The following is a 19,402-nucleotide window of genomic DNA, read 5'->3' as shown; positions in this document are numbered from 1 at the left end:
TATGTTCTGTAATCAATGTGAACAAACCCCAGCTGGCGGATGCACAGTAGTCGGTGTTTGTGGGAAAGATGAGACGATTTCAAGCCTGCAGGATACGATTATTTATGGGCTAAAAGGGATTGCAGCCTACCGGACACATGCGAATCAACTAGGATATACAGATGCTTTTGTAGATACCACTACCCAGGAAGCACTATATTTAACATTAACGAATTCTAACTTCAACGTTCAAGAACATATTGAAATGGCCATGAAGGTAGGTCAAGCTACTGTTCGTGTCATGGAAATGCTGGATGAAGCACACACAAAGCGTCTAGGTATTCCTGAACCGATCCGAGTCAGCCAGAACAAAATTGAAGGGAAATGTATTGTTGTTTCTGGTCATAACTTATTTGCCCTAGAGGAATTACTGAAGCAAACAGAAGGAAAGGGCATAAATATTTACACCCATTCTGAAATGCTGCCTGCGCATGGTTATCCGGCATTAAAGAAATATTCACACTTAAAAGGAAATATTGGAAAGGCTTGGTATGACCAACGCCGACTTTTTGAAAAATTCCCAGGTGCAATATTAGCGACAACAAACTGTGTAATGCCTATTAAAGGTACTTATGCAGATAGAATGTTCAGCTATGAAGTAGCTGGTCTTGAAAACGTACAAAAAATCACCAACGATGATTTTTCTCAATTAATAGAAAGAGCACTAGAACTTCCAGAAGCGAATATCCAGTCAGATGAAACCTTGCTTACAGGTTTCCACCACGAAACGGTTCTTGGCTTAGCTCCAGAAGTAATTGACGCTGTGAAAGCAGGGAAAATTAAACGATTTTTTGTGATTGCAGGCTGTGACGCACCTGGCCCAGGCGGAGAATATTATCGTGAATTGGCGACCTCACTTCCACCGGAAGCCGTTATTTTGACTACATCATGTGGTAAATTCCGATTTAACGATGTCGACTATGGTGTTGTTTCTGGAACCGATATCCCTCGTTATATCGACCTTGGACAATGCAATAACTCAGGCTCTACTGTCAAGATTGCCATGGCACTTGCTGACGCATTTGGCTGTGAAATCAATGAACTTCCAGTTAGTATCGTCTTATCCTGGTTTGAACAAAAAGCAGTTGCCATCCTATTAGGACTATTTAGCTTAGGCATCCAAGATATTAGGATTGGTCCTAAACCGCCTGAATTTATATCAGAAGGTGTCCTGCAGGTACTTCAAGAAACATTTAATTTAAAATTAATTGGTACTGCTCAAGAAGACATGGCAGACATGCTTGAGCTTTCAAAAGCATAGAGAATAGAAAAACCGCAGCTAAATCGGAGGCTGCGGTTTTTAGATTAAATTAATTTCTTCCATAAGAATTTCGATATCGACGATCATATCACCATGCTGATCAACTTCAATTAGTTCATCCTTTTTCATTTTAGTAAGGGTTCTACTGATTGTTTCTCTTGTGGTCCCGATCATATTCGCAAGGTCGCGATTGGTAAATTCGGATTTAAGTTGGATGGTACCATCTTCTAATTCCTTACCATGTTTTTGTGCAAGGCGTATTAATAATTTGATAATTTGTTCATATGTATTGTTTAGAATTTGTTCTTCCAATCGGTTTTGTAAATCAACAATTTTTTCACCAAGTACTTTAAAGACTTTAATACTTAGCTCAGGGTACTCGATCAGCACGCCTTCAAATTTAGAAATCGGGACAGCGATAAGGGTTGATGGTTCAAGAACTTCGGCATATGCAGGGTAATCACCTTTTCTAAAAAAACCAACGTGAGGAAACATTTCTCCCTTTTTCATTATGGCTACAATCTGTTCTTTCCCATTAATATCACTTTTGTAGATCTTGATTTTACCAGCATAAATAAAGTATACATTTTCTAATGGATCACCTTGAAGAAAAACATGACTTTGCTTTTTCCATTCTCGGGCAATAGAAATATTGGCAATCTTAGCTAGTTCATAGTCATCTAATTCCCTAAAAAGCGTGAATTCTGAAAGTACCTTCTTAATTTCTTCAATTCTCATTCTCCGGCCTCCACAGACGAAATAAAATACCTTATACTATTGTAACAGACAAACTAATAATAATTAAGGCTGTTTTCGTAACGAGAGTCGTTAAAATCTTTAGCCGATTTTAACGTAGCAAAGTTTAAGAAATGAGCCTTAATTAACTTTTTTTACGAACGTTTATTCGCTATAATAAAAGTAATGAGGTGATCGGAATGAAACTGAAAAAAAATCTCCAAGAAATTCTTGCTGATTTAAAAATAAATGACAACTTTAAAGAAAATATCGTTACCTGGAAAACGCTAGACGCGAAGACAGCCCAAACTGTTTCGCTTCCAGATAATCTGCATATAGCATTAAAAGATGCTCTGACAAATAAAGGAATTGAGAAGCTGTATACGCACCAAAAAACGGCTTATGAGAGGATTATGGCTGAAAATAGTGTTGTAGCCGTTACACCGACCGCTTCAGGTAAAACATTGTGCTATAACCTGCCAGTTTTACAAACTATTCTCTCTAACCCAAGTGCACGAGCTCTTTATATGTTTCCTACAAAAGCACTTGCACAGGATCAGAAAAGTGAAATCAATGAAATCATCCAGGCGGGTGGAATTGATATCAATAGTTATACGTATGACGGTGACACACCAGCAAATATCCGCCAAAAGGTTCGTAAGGCAGGGCATGTTGTGATAACCAATCCGGATATGCTTCATTCAGCCATTTTACCTCATCATACGAAATGGGTTTCTCTTTTTGAAAATCTCAAATTCGTTGTCATTGATGAGCTCCATACCTATCGTGGTGTCTTTGGCAGCCATGTTGCCAATGTCATTCGCAGGTTAAAACGGATCTGTCGGTACTATGGAAGCAACCCGGTTTTTATTTGTACATCGGCAACCATCGCCAATCCACTTGAGCTAGCTGAAAAACTGACAGAAGAAAAAATGGTGCTGATTGACAATAATGGAGCACCAAGTGGTACAAAACACTTTCTTTTCTATAATCCGCCCATTGTGAATAAACCCTTAAACATAAGGAGAAGTGCAACACTTGAAGTTCGAAAAATCGCGGGAGAATTGTTGAAAAATAAAATTCAAACGATTGTTTTCGCTAGAAGCAGAGTTCGAGTGGAAATTATTTTAACGTATCTTCAAGAATTGGTAAAAAATCAATTAGGGCCAAAATCAATCATGGGTTACCGAGGCGGTTATCTGCCATCAGAAAGAAGAAAAATTGAAAAAGGTCTGCGTAGTGGGGATATTTACGGAGTAGTGAGTACAAATGCATTGGAGCTGGGGGTTGATATTGGACAGCTGCAAGTATGTATTATGACAGGTTATCCTGGTACAATTTCAAGTGCCTGGCAGCAGGCAGGCAGAGCTGGCAGACGGCACGGAGAAGCTCTTGTAATAATGGTCGCGAGTTCAAGTCCACTTGATCAATATATTATCCAGAACCCAGAGTACTTTTTTAATAAGAGTCCAGAAACGGCACGCATTAATCCCGACAACTTGATTATCTTAATCGATCATATGAAATGTGCAGCTTTTGAACTTCCTTTTAAAGCGGGTGAGCAGTTTGGGGATGTGGGAACTGAGGATCTGCTTGAATATTTGACAGAGGAACGTATTCTTTATCAGAACGGTGATAAATGGTATTGGATGAACGATTCCTTTCCTGCCCATAATATCAGCTTGCGCTCTGCCTCACAGGAGAATGTAATTATTATTGATCAATCAGATGTGGCAAATGCACGCGTGATTGGGGAAATGGATCGGTTTTCAGCTATGACACTTCTTCATGATGAAGCCATTTATCTCCATCAAGGTACTCAATTTCAAGTCGAGAAACTTGATTGGGATGAAAAAAAGGCATTTGTCCGGGAAGTGGATGTAGATTATTTTACAGATGCCAATTTAGCAGTACAACTGAAGGTATTGGAAGAGGACAAGCTTAAAAAGGTCGATGACGCAGAAGTTGGCTACGGGGATGTCAGTGTTCGGGCAATGGCAACCATTTTTAAAAAAATTAAATTTGAAACACATGAAAATATTGGTTCAGGACCAATCCATCTCCCGGAGGAAGAGTTGCACACAAGTGCCGCATGGATCTCTTTAAATAAGTCGTTTTCAGAAATAGGACATGACCGCTTAGAGCAGGGACTAGTGGGAGCTGCCCATGCTTTAAATCATATTGCTCCATTATTTGTCATGTCAGATCCACAGGATATCCATGTAATTCCACAAGTGAAAGCAGATCACAATGAAAAGCCAACGATCTTCTTTTATGATCGTTATCCTGGCGGCATTGGTTTAAGTGAAAAAATTCATTCAGGAATGGCCATCGTATTCACAGAAACAAAGAAGATGATTGAGAACTGTAAATGTCAAACTGGTTGCCCTTCATGTATTGGAACTGATACTGTAAGTGAAACGGCAAAAAATGATACAGTAAAAATAATTAACGCTTTTTTAGATCCTTCCAATTAAAACGAGGTAATGCAGCAATGTCATTAAAAAACAAATTAAATCGCTTAAAACCGCATATTTCAACTGGTGGAACTTCCAATACTATCACCTCAAAATCTGAAAGAATTGAGGTTCCTTTCCTTCCGAAATGGGAAAGTGAAAATACGGCCCCATATTTTTTTGATCAGGATTACTGTCTTGTTCGTGAAGTCAAATATCCGTTGTCACAAAAGCATGGTCATTATCATTTTCATGATTTTCTTACCGCCGTCGAGATCTGGAATAAGCGGCCTGTCAGCCATCCATTATCAGCAGAAGGGCACCGTCCGGAAGAATTATTCTTCTTTGATACGGAAACGACTGGGCTGGGAGGGGGAGTAGGTAACACGATTTTTCTACTTGGATATGCGAGTGTAGTCGGTGAAAATCTTGTCTTGAGGCAGCATATTCTCCCACATCCAGGTGCAGAAGTGCCTTTATATCAAAGCTTTCTTGAACAGATAAACTATAAGACATTGGTCACCTATAATGGGAAATCCTTTGATTGGCCGCAAGTGAAAACCAGACATACACTTGTTCGGGATCATGTTCCAAAACTGCCTGCGTTTGGTCATTTTGATTTATTTCATGCTGCAAGAAGACTTTGGAAGCATAAACTGGAACGGTTAAAGTTAGCTGTGGTTGAAAAAGATGTATTGGGGATTGAACGGGAAAATGATATCCCAGGGTTTCTGGCGCCAATGATTTATTTTGATTTTATTGAAAGTAAACAGCCGGATGGAATGTTAGGTGTCATTAAACACAATGAAATCGATATTTTATCGCTTGTTACACTATATATCCATCTAACCTTTCAACTCTGTGGGATGGACAGTAAGCAAACTCGTAAGGAATCATTTGAAGTCGGACGGTGGTATGACTCACTCGGGCAAAAGGAAGAGGCTGCTAAAGTATTGATAAAGCTTGCAGAGGGTAGTGATATGACTTCCTTGCAAGCAAAGCTTGCATTAGCCTATCAGTCTAAAAAAATCCAAAACTGGGAAGGTAGCTTGCCATTATTTCTGGAAGTGGCTGATGCAGGAAGAGATCACCTGAGTCAGGAAGCATGCATAGAAGTTGCAAAAATTTATGAGCATAAATTAAAAGATTATCAGAAAGCTTTAAATTATTGCTTAAAAGCTTTGGAAATAGCAGAAAACATGAAAGTTCCAATGCAAAAAATCCAAAAGCAACTTGAAATAAGAAGAAATAGGTTGGAGCTGAAATTCGCTAAATTTCCCAGGTAACCGCATTATTCCACAATTATTTCAAATAAATCAAAAAATTCGTCAATTATCGTACTTTTGTAACAAAAATTTCATATTTCACGGAAGGATTCCTTATTGTTTCTTATAGTTGAACCATGTAAAATAGTAAACTGTGAGTAAAAATACGGACTATGAAACAATAAGGGGTAGATACTATGTATAAAGCAATCTTGTATTTATTTTTTGTTGTCGTTTGTTTGACTGCAGTACTTTTTTCAAGCTTAAAAGATAACTTATATTCGATGTTATAAAAAAGCCAAAGCGTATCCTTCATGATTTAGGCAAATATCTCTATACGCTGGAGCTGGACAGATGTCTAAGTGAAGTTAATCTTAAATAGATTATGAAAAATAGGTATTTTCATTAGTACAAGAAATTCCCTTCTATCATAGGCTGTTAATGTAAACAGAATATAAATATTGAAGGGAGAGCTTATAATGTATCTTGGAACTAATTTTGCGCCGCCAGTCATTCATCCGACTCAACAATTTGTTAACCATACTTTCTCAACAACGGTGGTACCACATATTCACCCGAAACATATTACAACGATTAATCATCATATGTTCCAGCATAAACACTATTGTCCAACTACAGCTTCTTGCTGTGAGGTGTGCTGTAATGAGCACATCGACTGTTGCTGTCCAGGTGGTCCGACACCTATGCCAGCACCTATGCCAATGGCTGTTGCCGGAGCACAGAGCAATGCATTACCAAATATGCTACCAAATATGCCACCAAACATGGGACCAGGCATGGGAATGGGACCAGGCATGGGAATGGGACCAGGCATGGGAATGGGACCAGGTATGGGACCAGGCATGGCACCAGGACAATTCCCGCGTCCTCGACGGTTCTGGGGATAATCGAACTAACAAGGGCTATTTGCCCTTGTTTTTTTACCTTTTTTTGATATGTTTATAAAAAAGGAGGGTTTTATAGGCCCATTAAGGAGAAGAGCCTTGATTAAAGTAGCAGCAATATCAGGTTACAAACCGTTTGAAATAGGGGTTTTTAAAAATGATCATCCGTCTGTTTTTTTTATTAAGGAAGCCTTTAAGAAGGCGTTAGTTCCATTACTAGAAGATGGATTAGAGTGGGTATTAATTAGTGGACAGCTTGGAGCAGAGCTTTGGGCCGCCGAAGTTGTTTTTGAGCTAAAATTAGAATTTCCTGAAATAAAACTAGCAGTTATTACGCCATTTTTAGAACAAGAGGCTACTTGGAGTGAAAATAACACTGAATGGTATAAATCGATATTGGCTCAAGCAGACTTCGTTGATTCTGTAACCAAAAAAGGGTATGAAAAGCCTTGGCAGTTCCGCTTGAAAAATCAATTTTTTATTGATAAAAGTGACGCATTAATCCTTTTTTATGATCAAGAGAAGGAAGGGAGCCCAAGATACATATACGAAATGGCTGTCCAATATCAAAATAACCATTCCTATCCGATTCAACTGATAACATTTTATGATTTACAAGTAATTGTTGAAGAGGAAGCGCTAAAACGTTCGGATTTTTAAGTTATTTTTGCTGAAAAGCAAGTATTTTTTATAGGAGTAAAAAAGAAAAATTGACAAAATCATATATATTTGAAAAAATATAAGGTAATGATTGGCGAATTATGAGGTGAAATTGAATGGTGACTGATAAAGTGAAACTAACCGCTAAGGATATATTAGAGAAAGAATTTAAAACAGGTGTTAGAGGGTACAAACAAGAAGACGTCGATAAGTATTTAGATTTGATTATCAAGGACTATGAAGCATTCCAACAGGAAATAGAAGATTTGCAGCAAGAAAATCTCCGCTTGCGTAAGCAATTAGAGGAAACATCTCGAAGACAGCCGGTAACACAGCCTGCAGGTACAACTAATTTTGATATCTTAAAGCGATTATCGAACCTTGAAAAGCATGTTTTTGGTAATAAGCTCTACGATTGACAGATAGTCCCTTGATTTCCTATTTAAAACCATTGATTAATGGGAGACAAATGCATATAATAAAAAAGTACTCATTAATTACGTTCGGGTAATCGCTGCAATGAGCGTAAGCAAATTGTAGAGGAAAGTCCATGCTCGCACGAGCTGAGATGCTCGTAGTGTTCGTGCCTAGTGAATTCATAAGCTAGGGCAGCCAGGGCCAATGTGCCTGGTTGACGGCCGGGAAAATACCTAAGTCCTTACGGATATGGTATGACTACCTATAAAAGTGCCACAGTGACGGAGCCTTTTCAGAAATGAAAAGGGTGGAACGGGTAAACCCCACGAGCGAGAAACCCAAATATTGGTAGGGGCACTTTCTCTTAGGAATTGAACGAGGAGAAGGACAGATTCATTTGCGAATCTGTAGATAGATGATTACCACCTAAGTACGAGACGTTTAACGTCGTTTGTAGTACACTGGTACAGAACATGGCTTACAGAACGTTATTAATGTAAATAAAATTAATGGTATCGACTCTCCTCGAGGAGAGTCTTTTTACTTTTAAGCAATGTTAAAGATTATTTGTGATTTTGTAACTCTGTTGATTTGTGCGGAAGGGGCGAGACTCCTGCAGGAGGACGGGACAGGGGAGACCCCGCAGGCGCTTTAGCGCCGAGGAGGCTTCCCGAACCGCCTGCGGAAAGCGAAGCGCCTGGAGCGCAAATCAACAGGCTAATTGCATGGGCTTACTGATTTTGGTCTATAATGGTATGATAGAACAGCAATATCCATACATAATAAGGTGAAAAGTTAAGGGTGGACGAAATGGAAAAATATCAATTAATCGCAACAGCCGCTATGGGCCTGGAAGCATTAGTAGCAAAAGAAGTACGAGCTCTCGGTTATGAGTGTGAAGTAGAAAACGGCAAGGTCATTTATACGGGTGATGAAAATGCGATTGCCCGCAGCAATCTGTGGCTTCGAACAGCAGACAGAGTCAAAATAAAAGTCGGTGAATTTAAAGCCTATACTTTTGATGAACTATTTGAGAAAACAAAAGCATTGCCATGGGAAAAATACCTTCCAGAAGATGCGGAATTTCCTGTTACGGGGAAGTCAGTAAAATCAAAACTTTTTAGCGTCTCAGATTGTCAAGCAATCGTGAAAAAGGCGGTTGTTGATCGAATGAAAAGCCATTATAAACGGACTTCTTGGTTTGAAGAGACTGGTGCCTATTTCCGAATTGAAGTAGCTTTGTTAAAAGACGTTGCAACGATCACGATTGATACGAGCGGTCAAGGTCTCCATAAACGTGGATACCGCCTCGACCAAGGGGAAGCACCATTAAAGGAAACCCTTGCAGCAGCATTGGTACAATTAACGAATTGGAAGCCTGATAAACCGTTTATTGACCCTTTTTGCGGCTCTGGAACCATTCCAATCGAAGCGGCCATGATTGGTCAAAATATCGCCCCAGGATTTAACCGTGAATTTGTTTCTGAAAATTGGAATTGGATTCCCGGAAAAGTGTGGGATGAGGCACGTACAGAAGCTGAGGATTTAGCAAAGTATGATACGCACCTTGATATTACTGGGACTGATATTGATCATCGAATGGTCAAGATTGCCCAAGAAAACTCCATTGAGGCAGGTTTTGGAGACCTGATTCACTATAAGCAGATGCAAGTAAGAGATATTACCACGAACAAAGAATACGGCACGATTGTTGGAAATCCCCCATATGGAGAGAGACTAGGTGACAAAAAGGCTGTCGAGCAAATGTACAAAGAAATGGGTCAAGCGTTTAGTAAACTTGATACCTGGTCTATTTATATTTTGACGTCAAATGAAGCCTTCGAGCAACTTTATGGTAAGCCTGCAACAAAAAAACGCAAGCTATTTAATGGTTTTATTCGCACCGACCTTTATCAATATTGGGGAAAAAGGCCGCCACGGACATTTGAATAAGAAAAAACACAACGATTGGAGCCTTTTAGAAAGGCTCCATTTAATTCGTTGATTGGAGGAGTTATATGCAGGACCGTATTCCGTTTGTAGTTTCGAAAACTGAATCCTTTTATGACAAGCTTAGTGAGTGGATTGGTGACTTATTTTATGATATTTTGCCCGAAGCAGGGTTTGAACTACGAGATGAACAAATCTTTATGGCTTTCCAGCTTGAAAAAGCATTTAAAGAAAAGAAAGTCATGTTTGCTGAAGCAGGAGTTGGAACAGGAAAAACCATTGTTTACTTACTTTACGCAATAATGTATGCCAGGTACACAAATAGACCAGCCATCATAGCCTGCGCTGATGAGACATTGATTGAGCAGCTTGTAAAAAAAGAAGGCGATCTTGCCAAGTTAGAAAAAGTATTGGGGCTCAATATTGATGTTCGATTAGCAAAGTCAAGGGACCAATACCTCTGTTTAAAAAAACTTGATTACGTTAGACATGAAGACTTTAACGATGATATTGCTGGAATTTACGAGGAACTACCTGATTTTGTCCATAGTGACGGTTCGATGCAAAAGTTTGAAAGATACGGTGATCGCAGAGAATACCCAACGTTATCCGATGATACATGGGGAAAAATTAATTGGGATATGGTTCAGGACTGTTTTTCTTGTGATAAGAGACACCGATGCGGGCTGACACTAAATCGTGATTTCTACCGGCACGCAAACGATTTGATAATTTGTTCTCATGACTTTTATATGGAGCATATTTGGACAAAAGAGTCACGAAAACGGGAAGGTCAGTTGCCGCTATTGCCAGAACACTCTTCCATTGTTTTTGATGAAGGACATTTACTCGAATATGCAGCACAAAAAGCATTAAGCTATCGGTTCACCGATTCTACATTAGAGTCCTTACTAACGAGGTTGATGGAAAATGAAGTACGTGAAAAAACGCTATACACCATAGAGGAAGCTCTGTTGGATAATGATAAGTTCTTTAGTGCGATTTCACAGCATGCAATCCCATCAGAAGGATCAGAAAAACAAATGATTACCATGCATCCTTCTTTACTACAATATGGAACCACGCTCCTTAATAGGCTCCAAGCAATCGAAGAAGAGCTTGTTTTTGAAAGTGAATTGTACGTAATTAATGAATACGACTTAAAAATTGTTGAGGAGTATTTAGAGCAAATCACTTATTCATTATCGCTTTTCCTTAAGGAAATGAATGGGATTACTTGGTTTGAGGAAAAGGGGTATGAACGAACACTTGTGATTATGCCGAAAATGGTTGAAGAAGTGATGAGGGATGAAGTATTCTCACAGAAAAAACCGTTTGTTTTTTCATCGGCAACATTATCAAATGATAAAAAATTCGATTACCTTGCAACTAGCTTAGGTATAAAAGAATATTTGTCCTTCTCAGTTGATTCTCCATTTGATTATCAAGAAAAAATGGAAGTATTTCTGCCAACATTCAATAAAGAGAAAAATGAAGCGAAACTTGATTATGTTCTAAGTAAGATTGTTCAATCAGAAGGTCGGGCACTCATTCTTCTAAACAATCAAAATGAGTTAAAAAGCCTTAAACAAAAGCTTTCAGGCAACGTTCCTTACCCTGTCTATTTTGAAGGTGATGAAGAAATTAGCACGCTTGTTTCCAAGTTTCAAAATGAGGAGCAGGCGATTCTTTGTACGATTCACCTTTGGGAAGGTTTAGATATTCCGGGGAGGTCGTTAGAAAATGTGTTGATTTTTTCACTGCCATTCCCGCCAAATGATCCGGTGTTTACAGCTAAGAGAAATGGTGTCCTAGACCCATTTGCAGAAGTGGATTTACCCTACATGCTGCTGCGTTTAAGACAGGGACTTGGACGATTAATTAGGAGTGAAAATGATCGAGGTACCGTTCATATTATGGTAAACGAGGATATTGAACCAGGATTATTGCAAAAAATTAAGGATGTTCTCCCAACAGAAGCAGTGGAATTATAAAAGGAAAAGGTCAGCCGTGGCGGCTGACCTTTTAACATTATCTTCCTAATGCCTTAAGACCCTCTGGAGTCATTTTGTCTGGCGACCATGCTGGCTCCCAGACAAGATTAACATCAACATTTCTTGTTTCTTCTATCCCTTGAACACTATAGCGCACACCGCTGGTAATGCTGTCATGAAGTGGACAGCCAGGTGTTGTTAACGTCATCGTAACGGCAACGTCACCCGCATCCGTCACATCAACTTCATAAATTAATCCTAAATCCACCACATTAATATTCAATTCTGGATCATATACACTTTTTAACGCTTCAACCACTTTATCTTTTAAATTCATCATAAACACCTCATTATTTTGTTAAAACCCTTAGAATACTTAAAGCAAAGACGATCATAACAATGGAAAGAACGAATTGGCTAATAGTAAAGAGCAAAGTCGCTTTAAAAATGATTGCTAGAGACACAGATAGTACGCCTATTGCAAATATGGTAAATAAGGGAGGTACTATTTTTTCGTTCATCATGTCTTTTAAAGAAGGAACCGCATGTTTTCCAATTTCCTTACTATATTTATGAGTCCACCAAAGGAAGGGGACAATTTTAAATAAATATCCCATAATACTAAGGACGATCCACAACATTAAATACAAGTAAACCAATGGACCAATTAGGGTGGAAAACTGTTCACTCCACAAAGAAAGGAAGGCTGCTAGGTGAATGATATTCCCTAATCCAATGGCAACGAGTGCAAACGTAAATGGCTTATCAAGTTTTTTCTTCAGACGCTTTTTAATAATGATTGAGATATGCCAGCTAAAAACGGAAAATCCAGCAAACAGTAAGAAAAATCCTGTTTTTACTAGAAACTGATTCCCATTAAAGAATGAAAGCAATGCAATCACAAGACCAAAAACATACAGACCATATACATAACGGGCATGGACCATGGGAAACCCATGTGATAATGAAAACATCGGTACCATTTTATAAGAAAAGCCAAAAATTAATAGTGTAAACCAGCCAGTCACGCCAAATAAAAGATGGCTCTTAAAGATAGCTTGGTAGTATTCTGCTGCAAATCCCGTTTGATGTGAATAAATTAAGGTTATTCCCAACAATATGGTTAAGAATAAACCAACAAGTGCACTTCCGACAAAGGCAGTTAAGATATTTGGTGTTGCTTGGGTTTTTAAGGTCATCAACATCTGGAATAAAAACATTAAAATTCCTAGAAGCATTAAAATTCCTGGGAAAAATGCATTCTGTGGCGAAACATATAACATCCAAGAGAACGACACAATTCCTATAGCAGTAACAAAAAACTGAATAAATCCAAATTTTTCATTCCATATTTTTGTTAAGAAGGCAACGGGAATTAACTGATACATCGCACCCATTGCCACCATAAGCGCCCATCCTAAGATCAATAAATGGGCAGCTGACCAAATTGGCGGTATCCTAAAACTTCCAGTAATAAGCATTTGTCCATTAACAAGCACCAATACTTGAGATAACACCAATGCAAGTAAACTGAAAATAATAAAGGAGAAAGGAAGCTTACTATTTGTTTCATTTCCCTTAGACTGTGGGATCATGTTTTTACACCTTCTTAGCGGAAGATTTCTATTTTAAAACTTCCGTCATTTTGTGGTTCTGTTCTTTGCTTATAGCCAAGTTCCTCAAGCTGTTCATAAAGGAACATCGGTCTTCTATCATTGATGATCGTTAAAACGTCACCATCAGCTAAATTTTCCAAAGCAGCTAACGTTCTCATCATTGGCTGCGGCGGTTCCAAACCTCGATTATCTAGTATCAAACGGATCACCTTTTTCTATGCTTTTTTAGGCATTCTTTGTAAAAGTAACTTTCCAGTGCTTAGCTTCAATTTCCTCTGCCTCATGGGTAAAGCCTTTTGCTTTTAAAACAGCATACAATGGTACAGGCTTGAAAGGTGCGTGAAGAATAAATACATCATTATCGTTTACTTCTTTTATCGCTTCCATTATTTTTTGGAAAGGCTCAATTTTATTCTTCAAATCTTCTCTAACATCTAGCTCAATAATTTTTTTTTCCATTTCAAGCAACTCCTCGGTTCATTTTTAGAATCATTCTGGATTACCTTCATTTTAGCAGTGATTGAAAATCGATAATGTGACCTCCGTCATAGTTTTGAAAATAATTCTCAATGGATTAAATGAAAAAATCCGCAAGGGCTAAGCCTGCGGATTTTCTTTATTCATAGTTTCATAGCAATCAAAGCAATAGATTCTTTTATCTTCTGACTGAACGCCGTAAAAAAACCCATCTAAGCAAAATATTTCTTTGCTGCAAGACGTGCACTGACCAACTAACTCCTTCATCATTTCCTCTCCCTTTGGAAAACTATAAGTAAAATCATCGGTATTTAAGATGGAAAGACCTGAATAATTTACCTGGGAATATGCTGAACAAGGTCCAGAAGTATAGAGGGTAACAATCGGTAAGAAGTAATCGTGTTATACTGAATCTCTCTTTTTTTCAGGCAACATCTCCTGTCTCTATAGATTATATACAACAGAATTTACTTTCTGTTGTTTTTTTATCTTTGATTTTCAGAAAAGTGTGATAAAATACAAATGATTATGAATAAGGAGGATATTACATGGGCCTTACACCAGAACAAGCTGAAAAAAAGTTTTTGGAGTATGTTAAGAAAATAAGTGCTTATAATGAAGCATTAGGATTAATTTTTTGGGACCTGAGGACAGGTGCTCCTAGAGAAGGCATGGATCAACGGTCAGAGGTAATTGGCGTCCTTTCCTCAGAGGTCTTTAAAATGTCAACTTCAGAAGAAATGGCAGCATACATAGCAACGCTATCAAAAAATGAACTTTCTGAAACCACAAGAAAAATTCTTGAGGAATGTAAAAAGGAGTACGAACGGAATAAAAAAATTCCTGCTAAAGAATACAAAGAGTATGTCATTCTTCAGTCAAAAGCAGAAACAGCTTGGGAAGAGGCAAAAGAAAAGTCAGATTTTGAAATGTTCAGACCGTACTTAGAAAAACTAGTAGAAACGACAAAACGGTTTGTCGATTACTGGGGCTATGAAGGAAATAAGTATGATGTCTTACTAGACCTATATGAACCTGGTATTACAGTAGCTGTTCTTGATCAAGTATTTGGCGATTTAAGGGACAAAATTGTCCCTTTGGTCAAACAAATCGCTGAATCCCCGAATAAACCAAGTACTGAATTTCTTTTTATAGAGTTTGAAAAAGAAAAACAGCGTACATTTAGCTTAGATATCCTCGGAAAAATTGGCTATAATTTCAATGCTGGCAGGCTCGATCAAACCGTTCATCCTTTTGCAACTGGTTTAAATCCAGGAGATGTCCGAATTACAACCAATTATGATGAACAAGATTTTCGTACAGCCGTTTTCGGTACGATTCATGAAGGCGGCCATGCCTTGTATGAACAAAATATCTCAAAAGACTTGATTGGAACTCCACTGTGTACAGGAACGTCAATGGGTATTCATGAATCACAATCATTATTTTACGAAAATATCGTGGGGCGTAGTTTTTCATTTTGGAAAAATAATTACCAGTTATTAAAAACGTATGCAAGTGGCCAATTTGACGGTGTGTCCATCGAAGATTTTTACCGAGCTATAAATGAGTCGAAACCTTCATTGATTCGAATCGAGGCAGATGAATTAACCTATCCGCTTCATATCATCATTCGCTATCAAATTGAAAAAGGTCTATTTAATGACGAGATAGAGGTAAAGGATCTGCCAAAAGTTTGGAATCAATTATATGAAGAATATTTAGGAATTACTCCAGAGAATGATTCAAAAGGCGTCCTACAGGATGTTCATTGGGCAGGTGGCAGTTTCGGATACTTTCCGTCCTATGCGCTGGGCTATATGTACGCGGCTCAGTTTAAGAAGAAGATGCTTTCCGACCTGCCAAACTTTGATCAGCTTTTAGAAGAAGGCAATTTACTGCCAATCAAAGAATGGCTGACGAAAAACATCCATCAATATGGAAAACTAAAAAAACCACTAGAGATCCTCAATGATGTAACAGGGGAAGGCTTAAATGCTCAATATTTAGTTGATTATCTGTACGAAAAATATGGAAAGATCTATAAATTGTAAAGTTTACAAGAGGAAGAGGGGATAACTTTTCCTCTTTTTTTATTAAAGGGGTGAGGGTAGTGGGGAAGATTGTTCCGATCATGTTGGTCGCAATCAGTGCGGCATTATGGGGAATCATTGCAGTATTTATTCGAAAGCTAGCAGATTTGGGTTTCACTTCAATGGAGATTGTTACAATGAGGGTAGTTTCAGCCGCCATCCTGCTATTGTTGATTGGCGTTATAAATGATAAGGAACAGATGAAAATCAGACTTTCTGATACAAAATATTTTTTTGGAACCGGGGTACTTAGTATTGTACTATTCAACTGGTGCTACTTTACTTCGATTAATCAAATGAGTTTATCGTTTGCGGTTATTCTCCTCTACACAGCTCCTGCATTCGTGGTTGTCTTATCTTTTTTATTTTTAAAAGAAAATATGGATAGGATGAAAATCTTTTCAGTACTAGGAACATTAGCTGGCTGTGTATTAATAGCTGGGGTAGGTGTATTTGACACAACATCCATCAGTCTAGTGGGGATTATAACCGGATTGGGATCAGGCTTTGGTTATGCGCTATACACTATTTTTGGTAAATTTGCCCTGAGAAAGTATTCACCCTTCACCGTTACGTTCTATACGTTCTTAGTTGCCTCGATTGCCTTGCTGCCATTTACCGACCTTTGGAAAAAAGTTAGTAGTTTGGTCAGTGGGGAAGTTCTTTTTTACGGTATCGGACTAGGGTTGTTCCCAACAGTACTAGCTTATCTTTTATATACAAAAGGACTTGAAAAAATGGAAAGCAGCAAAGCAGCAATCATTGCCACGGTCGAGCCAGTGGTGGCAACGTTACTAAGTGTTTTTCTTTACAATGAAGGTTTTGGATTACTACAAATGATCGGATCAGTATTCATCCTGTTTTCTGTCATTCTGATTAACGTTCCTACACTTTCCTTTCGAAAAAATAACACAAAAAAGGTTACAATCCAGTAGATTGTAACCTTCAAGCTGATTACCATGAACCCCAAGTTTTAAAGCCCTCAGAGCCTGGCGGTGCATTTTGAATCATGTCAATAAACGGTATCGTGTAAGCAAAAATGATTAATGCTGCAGCGATTCCAAGCCATAACTTCCAGTTTTCAAATATCATTGGAGCCTTTTCTTCCAAATTTTCTGCTTCGCCAACAGGGAACTCTTCTTCACCTTTTGGTGCAAAGAAAGCGAGATTTACAAAGATAATGATGATTAAAATGATTCCAAGGAATAGAATGGATCCGCCGACTGCTTGGGCGATTTGGTATGGAATCCATTCCATCGCTTGCGGTGAATCTCCATAAGTCGAGAATGCAGAGCGTCTAGGACCTCCAAGCAGACCCTGGAAGTGCATGGCACCTGACATAAAGACCATTCCGATAAACCAAACCCAGCCTTGGATTATGGCTAGCTTGTTCATTGCTTTTGTTAATGTACGACCAGTCAAGTGTGGAACAAGCCAATAAGAAATCCCAAAGAACGTTAAGACAACAGAGGTTGCTGCTGTTAAATGGAAGTGACCAGTTACCCAAATCGTGTTATGAACGACTTGGTTCATTTGGTTGGAAGCGTTGATGATACCACCTGCACCAGCAGGGATAAAGCTTGCCATCCCAATAAATGGAACGGTAAATCGAGCGTCCTTCCAAGGTAATACCTTGAACCAGCCAAAAAGTCCAGTTGCGCCTTTAGAGCGTCCATATCTCTCGAATGTTGCGAACAATGAAAATGCCGTCATCAACGATGGAATAATAACCAAAAACGTAAGTATTACCTGTAAAAATTTCCATGCTGGGTCAATTCCTGGCTCCGTTAACTGATGGTGGAAACCAACTGGAATAGAGAAAAGTAAAAACAGGATAAAGGATAGACGTGCTAGTGAATCAGAGAAAATTTTTCCTCCGATAATTTTTGGTATGATTGCATACCAGCACATATAAGCAGGCAATAACCAGAAATATACCATTGGATGTCCAAAATACCAGAATAAGGTACGGCTGACTAAGACATCGACAGTATCTACTAAGCCAAGTGACCAAGGAAGTAGTTGGAATAATACCGTTGCGGCTACTCCTAAAGATGCAATAATCCACATTACAGTATTAATGATTGCCATAAAGCTTAACAATGGACTTGGTTTACCAGGGTTTTCTTTACGCCATCTAGCATACGTCATAATTTGGGCAGCACCATCTAGCCAGCTTCCCACAATGACAAATGTCAAACCTAAGTAAAAGATCCAGTGCGCTTTCAGTGGTGCGTAGAATGTATAAAGAACAGATGCTTCTTTAAGTAAAACCATCGTTGCAGCCATGATGGTTCCAACCGTCATCACCCAAAAGCCAATCCAGCCAATTCTACGCGCTGTAGGAGAATGGGTGCCTGCTGTACGGCTCACTACCGCATATTGGAATCCCATAATAAAGAACGTTGTTAAAACAAGTCCCATTAAAACACCATGGACAGTTAAAATTTGATAATAATCAATACCCCATGGAAGTTCGAATTTACCCGAACGGACCAGGGTTTGCAGTAATCCCATCAGACCGCCTAAAGCTAGAGCAGTAAAGGCAACATAAAAGTGTGCCATCGCAAGCTTTCCATCACGTGGATCAACTTTTAATTTTGCTGTTGTTTGGCTAATCATTTATTTAACCACCTTTATCTTAGAACTCATTAAGTGGTGACCTGTACCACAGTACTCGTTACAAACCACGAGATATTCGCCTTCTTTATCAAACGTCGTGACAATTTCGTTTACAAAACCTGGTTCAAGCATCATATTGATATTTGTTCCTGCTACTTGGAAACCGTGAATTACGTCTTTTGTAGTGGCAATAACTTTCACTTTCGCTCCTAACGGTACTTCCACTTCACCAGGATTATAGAAGAACGCTGAGGCAACATATACTAATTCATAATCCCATTCTTTTCCTTCAACCTTGTTAAATCCAGGTTTGTTGAACGGAGCCTCTGTATCAACCTTTTTCGGGTCAATGGTGGTTAAACAGCTAGGAGGTTTGTTACCTAAGTAAAAAGCGCTTACCCCTACAACTGATAAGAAAACCACTAGTGCGCCTATACCGAATATAAGCCAAATTTTTTCAAACTTATGCATATGCATGGTTTTTTCCCCTTTCTCTCTTTAAGGCTCTTTTCTTAAAAAATGTCGCTTTTTAAGAAAACAGTCATCATTAAAAACGGTCTAAAAATAAGAAATAGACACCTACCCATGTGACAACTAAAAAGATCCCCAAAAAGAAAACGGACATTAATGTCCCTTTAAGAGAAGAGCTGTCTTCAAATGCTGTTTTTTTATTTGTTTTTAGTTCCGCTTTCGCCATCCCCCTTGCACTCCCTCCAGAAAATTTAAAATTAATAATAAGTTCACTTCCATAATACAAAACAATTGTGATGAAAAAATAACCAATTTAGTAGTTCACAAAATGTTCATTCCTTAGGTATCTACTATGTTAAAGTTATAAACTTGATATATCAGTGATTTATATCACAATAGTGCTGGAGATATTGTGAACAAAGTGTGAACTATCACTTAATA

At 38.5% G+C, this 19,402-nt stretch carries 18 protein-coding genes and 1 other RNA gene; 11 read left to right on the top strand and 8 right to left on the bottom strand.

Annotated features, from left to right (window positions below; all coding sequences use genetic code 11):
- Nucleotide 1 precedes the first annotated feature (1 nt).
- On the top strand, nucleotides 2–1,300 hold the full coding sequence (gene hcp / locus BLR86_RS01045) for a hydroxylamine reductase (RefSeq protein WP_090757800.1): 1,299 nt from the start codon (nucleotides 2–4) through the stop codon (nucleotides 1,298–1,300).
- 39 nt (nucleotides 1,301–1,339) lie between these two features.
- On the opposite strand, the gene BLR86_RS01040 is transcribed toward hcp, so the two are convergent.
- Nucleotides 1,340–2,038 (bottom strand): Crp/Fnr family transcriptional regulator, encoded by a 699-nt coding sequence (locus tag BLR86_RS01040; RefSeq protein WP_090757799.1) that lies wholly within the window; start codon nucleotides 2,036–2,038, stop codon nucleotides 1,340–1,342.
- A 197-nt stretch (nucleotides 2,039–2,235) separates the two neighbouring features.
- Here BLR86_RS01040 and BLR86_RS01035 point away from each other — a divergent pair, with 197 nt between their 5' ends.
- The 8 genes from BLR86_RS01035 (at nucleotide 2,236) to BLR86_RS01000 (ending at nucleotide 11,682) form a co-directional block, all read left to right on the top strand.
- Nucleotides 2,236–4,512, top strand: coding sequence for a DEAD/DEAH box helicase (locus BLR86_RS01035; protein ID WP_090757798.1), 2,277 nt, complete (start codon nucleotides 2,236–2,238; stop codon nucleotides 4,510–4,512).
- Between the two features lie 17 nt (nucleotides 4,513–4,529).
- Nucleotides 4,530–5,777: a ribonuclease H-like domain-containing protein gene (locus tag BLR86_RS01030; RefSeq protein WP_090757797.1), complete on the top strand. Its 1,248-nt coding sequence runs from the start codon at nucleotides 4,530–4,532 to the stop codon at nucleotides 5,775–5,777.
- 458 nt (nucleotides 5,778–6,235) lie between these two features.
- Nucleotides 6,236–6,664: a CotD family spore coat protein gene (locus BLR86_RS01025; protein WP_090757796.1), complete on the top strand. Its 429-nt coding sequence runs from the start codon at nucleotides 6,236–6,238 to the stop codon at nucleotides 6,662–6,664.
- A 99-nt stretch (nucleotides 6,665–6,763) separates the two neighbouring features.
- Nucleotides 6,764–7,321 (top strand): SLOG family protein, encoded by a 558-nt coding sequence (locus BLR86_RS01020; protein WP_139185560.1) that lies wholly within the window; start codon nucleotides 6,764–6,766, stop codon nucleotides 7,319–7,321.
- A gap of 116 nt (nucleotides 7,322–7,437) precedes the next feature.
- On the top strand, nucleotides 7,438–7,740 hold the full coding sequence (gene gpsB, locus BLR86_RS01015) for a cell division regulator GpsB (RefSeq protein WP_090757794.1): 303 nt from the start codon (nucleotides 7,438–7,440) through the stop codon (nucleotides 7,738–7,740).
- A gap of 80 nt (nucleotides 7,741–7,820) precedes the next feature.
- Nucleotides 7,821–8,224, top strand: an RNA gene (gene rnpB, locus BLR86_RS01010) — RNase P RNA component class B.
- A gap of 324 nt (nucleotides 8,225–8,548) precedes the next feature.
- Entirely contained in the window at nucleotides 8,549–9,691 is a 1,143-nt protein-coding gene (locus BLR86_RS01005) for a THUMP domain-containing class I SAM-dependent RNA methyltransferase (RefSeq protein WP_090757793.1), read from the top strand.
- Nucleotides 9,692–9,756: 65 nt separating this feature from the next.
- Nucleotides 9,757–11,682 carry an ATP-dependent DNA helicase gene (locus tag BLR86_RS01000; protein WP_090757792.1) on the top strand — a complete coding sequence of 642 codons (1,926 nt, stop codon included), beginning with the start codon at nucleotides 9,757–9,759 and terminating at the stop codon, nucleotides 11,680–11,682.
- Nucleotides 11,683–11,719: 37 nt separating this feature from the next.
- On the opposite strand, the gene BLR86_RS00995 is transcribed toward BLR86_RS01000, so the two are convergent.
- The 4 genes from BLR86_RS00995 to BLR86_RS00980 are packed head-to-tail and all read right to left on the bottom strand — an operon-like array spanning nucleotide 11,720 to nucleotide 13,757.
- Nucleotides 11,720–12,019, bottom strand: a complete 300-nt coding sequence (locus tag BLR86_RS00995; RefSeq protein ID WP_090757791.1) for a metal-sulfur cluster assembly factor — start codon at nucleotides 12,017–12,019, stop codon at nucleotides 11,720–11,722.
- A gap of 13 nt (nucleotides 12,020–12,032) precedes the next feature.
- On the bottom strand, nucleotides 12,033–13,277 hold the full coding sequence (locus BLR86_RS00990) for a hypothetical protein (RefSeq protein ID WP_090757790.1): 1,245 nt from the start codon (nucleotides 13,275–13,277) through the stop codon (nucleotides 12,033–12,035).
- A 14-nt stretch (nucleotides 13,278–13,291) separates the two neighbouring features.
- A complete protein-coding gene (locus tag BLR86_RS00985) occupies nucleotides 13,292–13,498 on the bottom strand; it encodes a DUF2249 domain-containing protein (protein ID WP_090757789.1) in 207 nt (68 codons plus the stop codon).
- A gap of 25 nt (nucleotides 13,499–13,523) precedes the next feature.
- Nucleotides 13,524–13,757 (bottom strand): DUF2249 domain-containing protein, encoded by a 234-nt coding sequence (locus BLR86_RS00980; RefSeq protein WP_090757788.1) that lies wholly within the window; start codon nucleotides 13,755–13,757, stop codon nucleotides 13,524–13,526.
- A 566-nt stretch (nucleotides 13,758–14,323) separates the two neighbouring features.
- On the opposite strand from BLR86_RS00980, the gene BLR86_RS00975 reads away from it, so the two are divergent.
- Nucleotides 14,324–15,829: a carboxypeptidase M32 gene (locus BLR86_RS00975; RefSeq protein ID WP_090757787.1), complete on the top strand. Its 1,506-nt coding sequence runs from the start codon at nucleotides 14,324–14,326 to the stop codon at nucleotides 15,827–15,829.
- Between the two features lie 59 nt (nucleotides 15,830–15,888).
- Nucleotides 15,889–16,803, top strand: coding sequence for a DMT family transporter (locus tag BLR86_RS00970; RefSeq protein WP_090757786.1), 915 nt, complete (start codon nucleotides 15,889–15,891; stop codon nucleotides 16,801–16,803).
- A 19-nt stretch (nucleotides 16,804–16,822) separates the two neighbouring features.
- Here BLR86_RS00970 and BLR86_RS00965 read toward each other — a convergent pair whose 3' ends face one another.
- From BLR86_RS00965 to BLR86_RS00955, 3 genes are all read right to left on the bottom strand, one after another.
- Nucleotides 16,823–18,490: a b(o/a)3-type cytochrome-c oxidase subunit 1 gene (locus BLR86_RS00965; protein ID WP_175492752.1), complete on the bottom strand. Its 1,668-nt coding sequence runs from the start codon at nucleotides 18,488–18,490 to the stop codon at nucleotides 16,823–16,825.
- The gene (locus BLR86_RS00960; RefSeq protein WP_090757785.1) at nucleotides 18,491–18,967 is read right to left on the bottom strand and encodes a cupredoxin domain-containing protein; all 477 of its coding nucleotides are present in this window, start codon (nucleotides 18,965–18,967) and stop codon (nucleotides 18,491–18,493) included. It lies immediately after the preceding gene.
- Between the two features lie 70 nt (nucleotides 18,968–19,037).
- Nucleotides 19,038–19,187, bottom strand: a complete 150-nt coding sequence (locus tag BLR86_RS00955; protein ID WP_090757784.1) for a cytochrome c oxidase subunit 2A — start codon at nucleotides 19,185–19,187, stop codon at nucleotides 19,038–19,040.
- Nucleotides 19,188–19,402 lie beyond the last annotated feature (215 nt).

The organism is Bacillus sp. OK048, assembly GCF_900103525.1.
Classification (GTDB): domain Bacteria; phylum Bacillota; class Bacilli; order Bacillales; family Cytobacillaceae; genus Neobacillus.
This window is presented reverse-complemented; position numbering and strand designations above follow the sequence as displayed.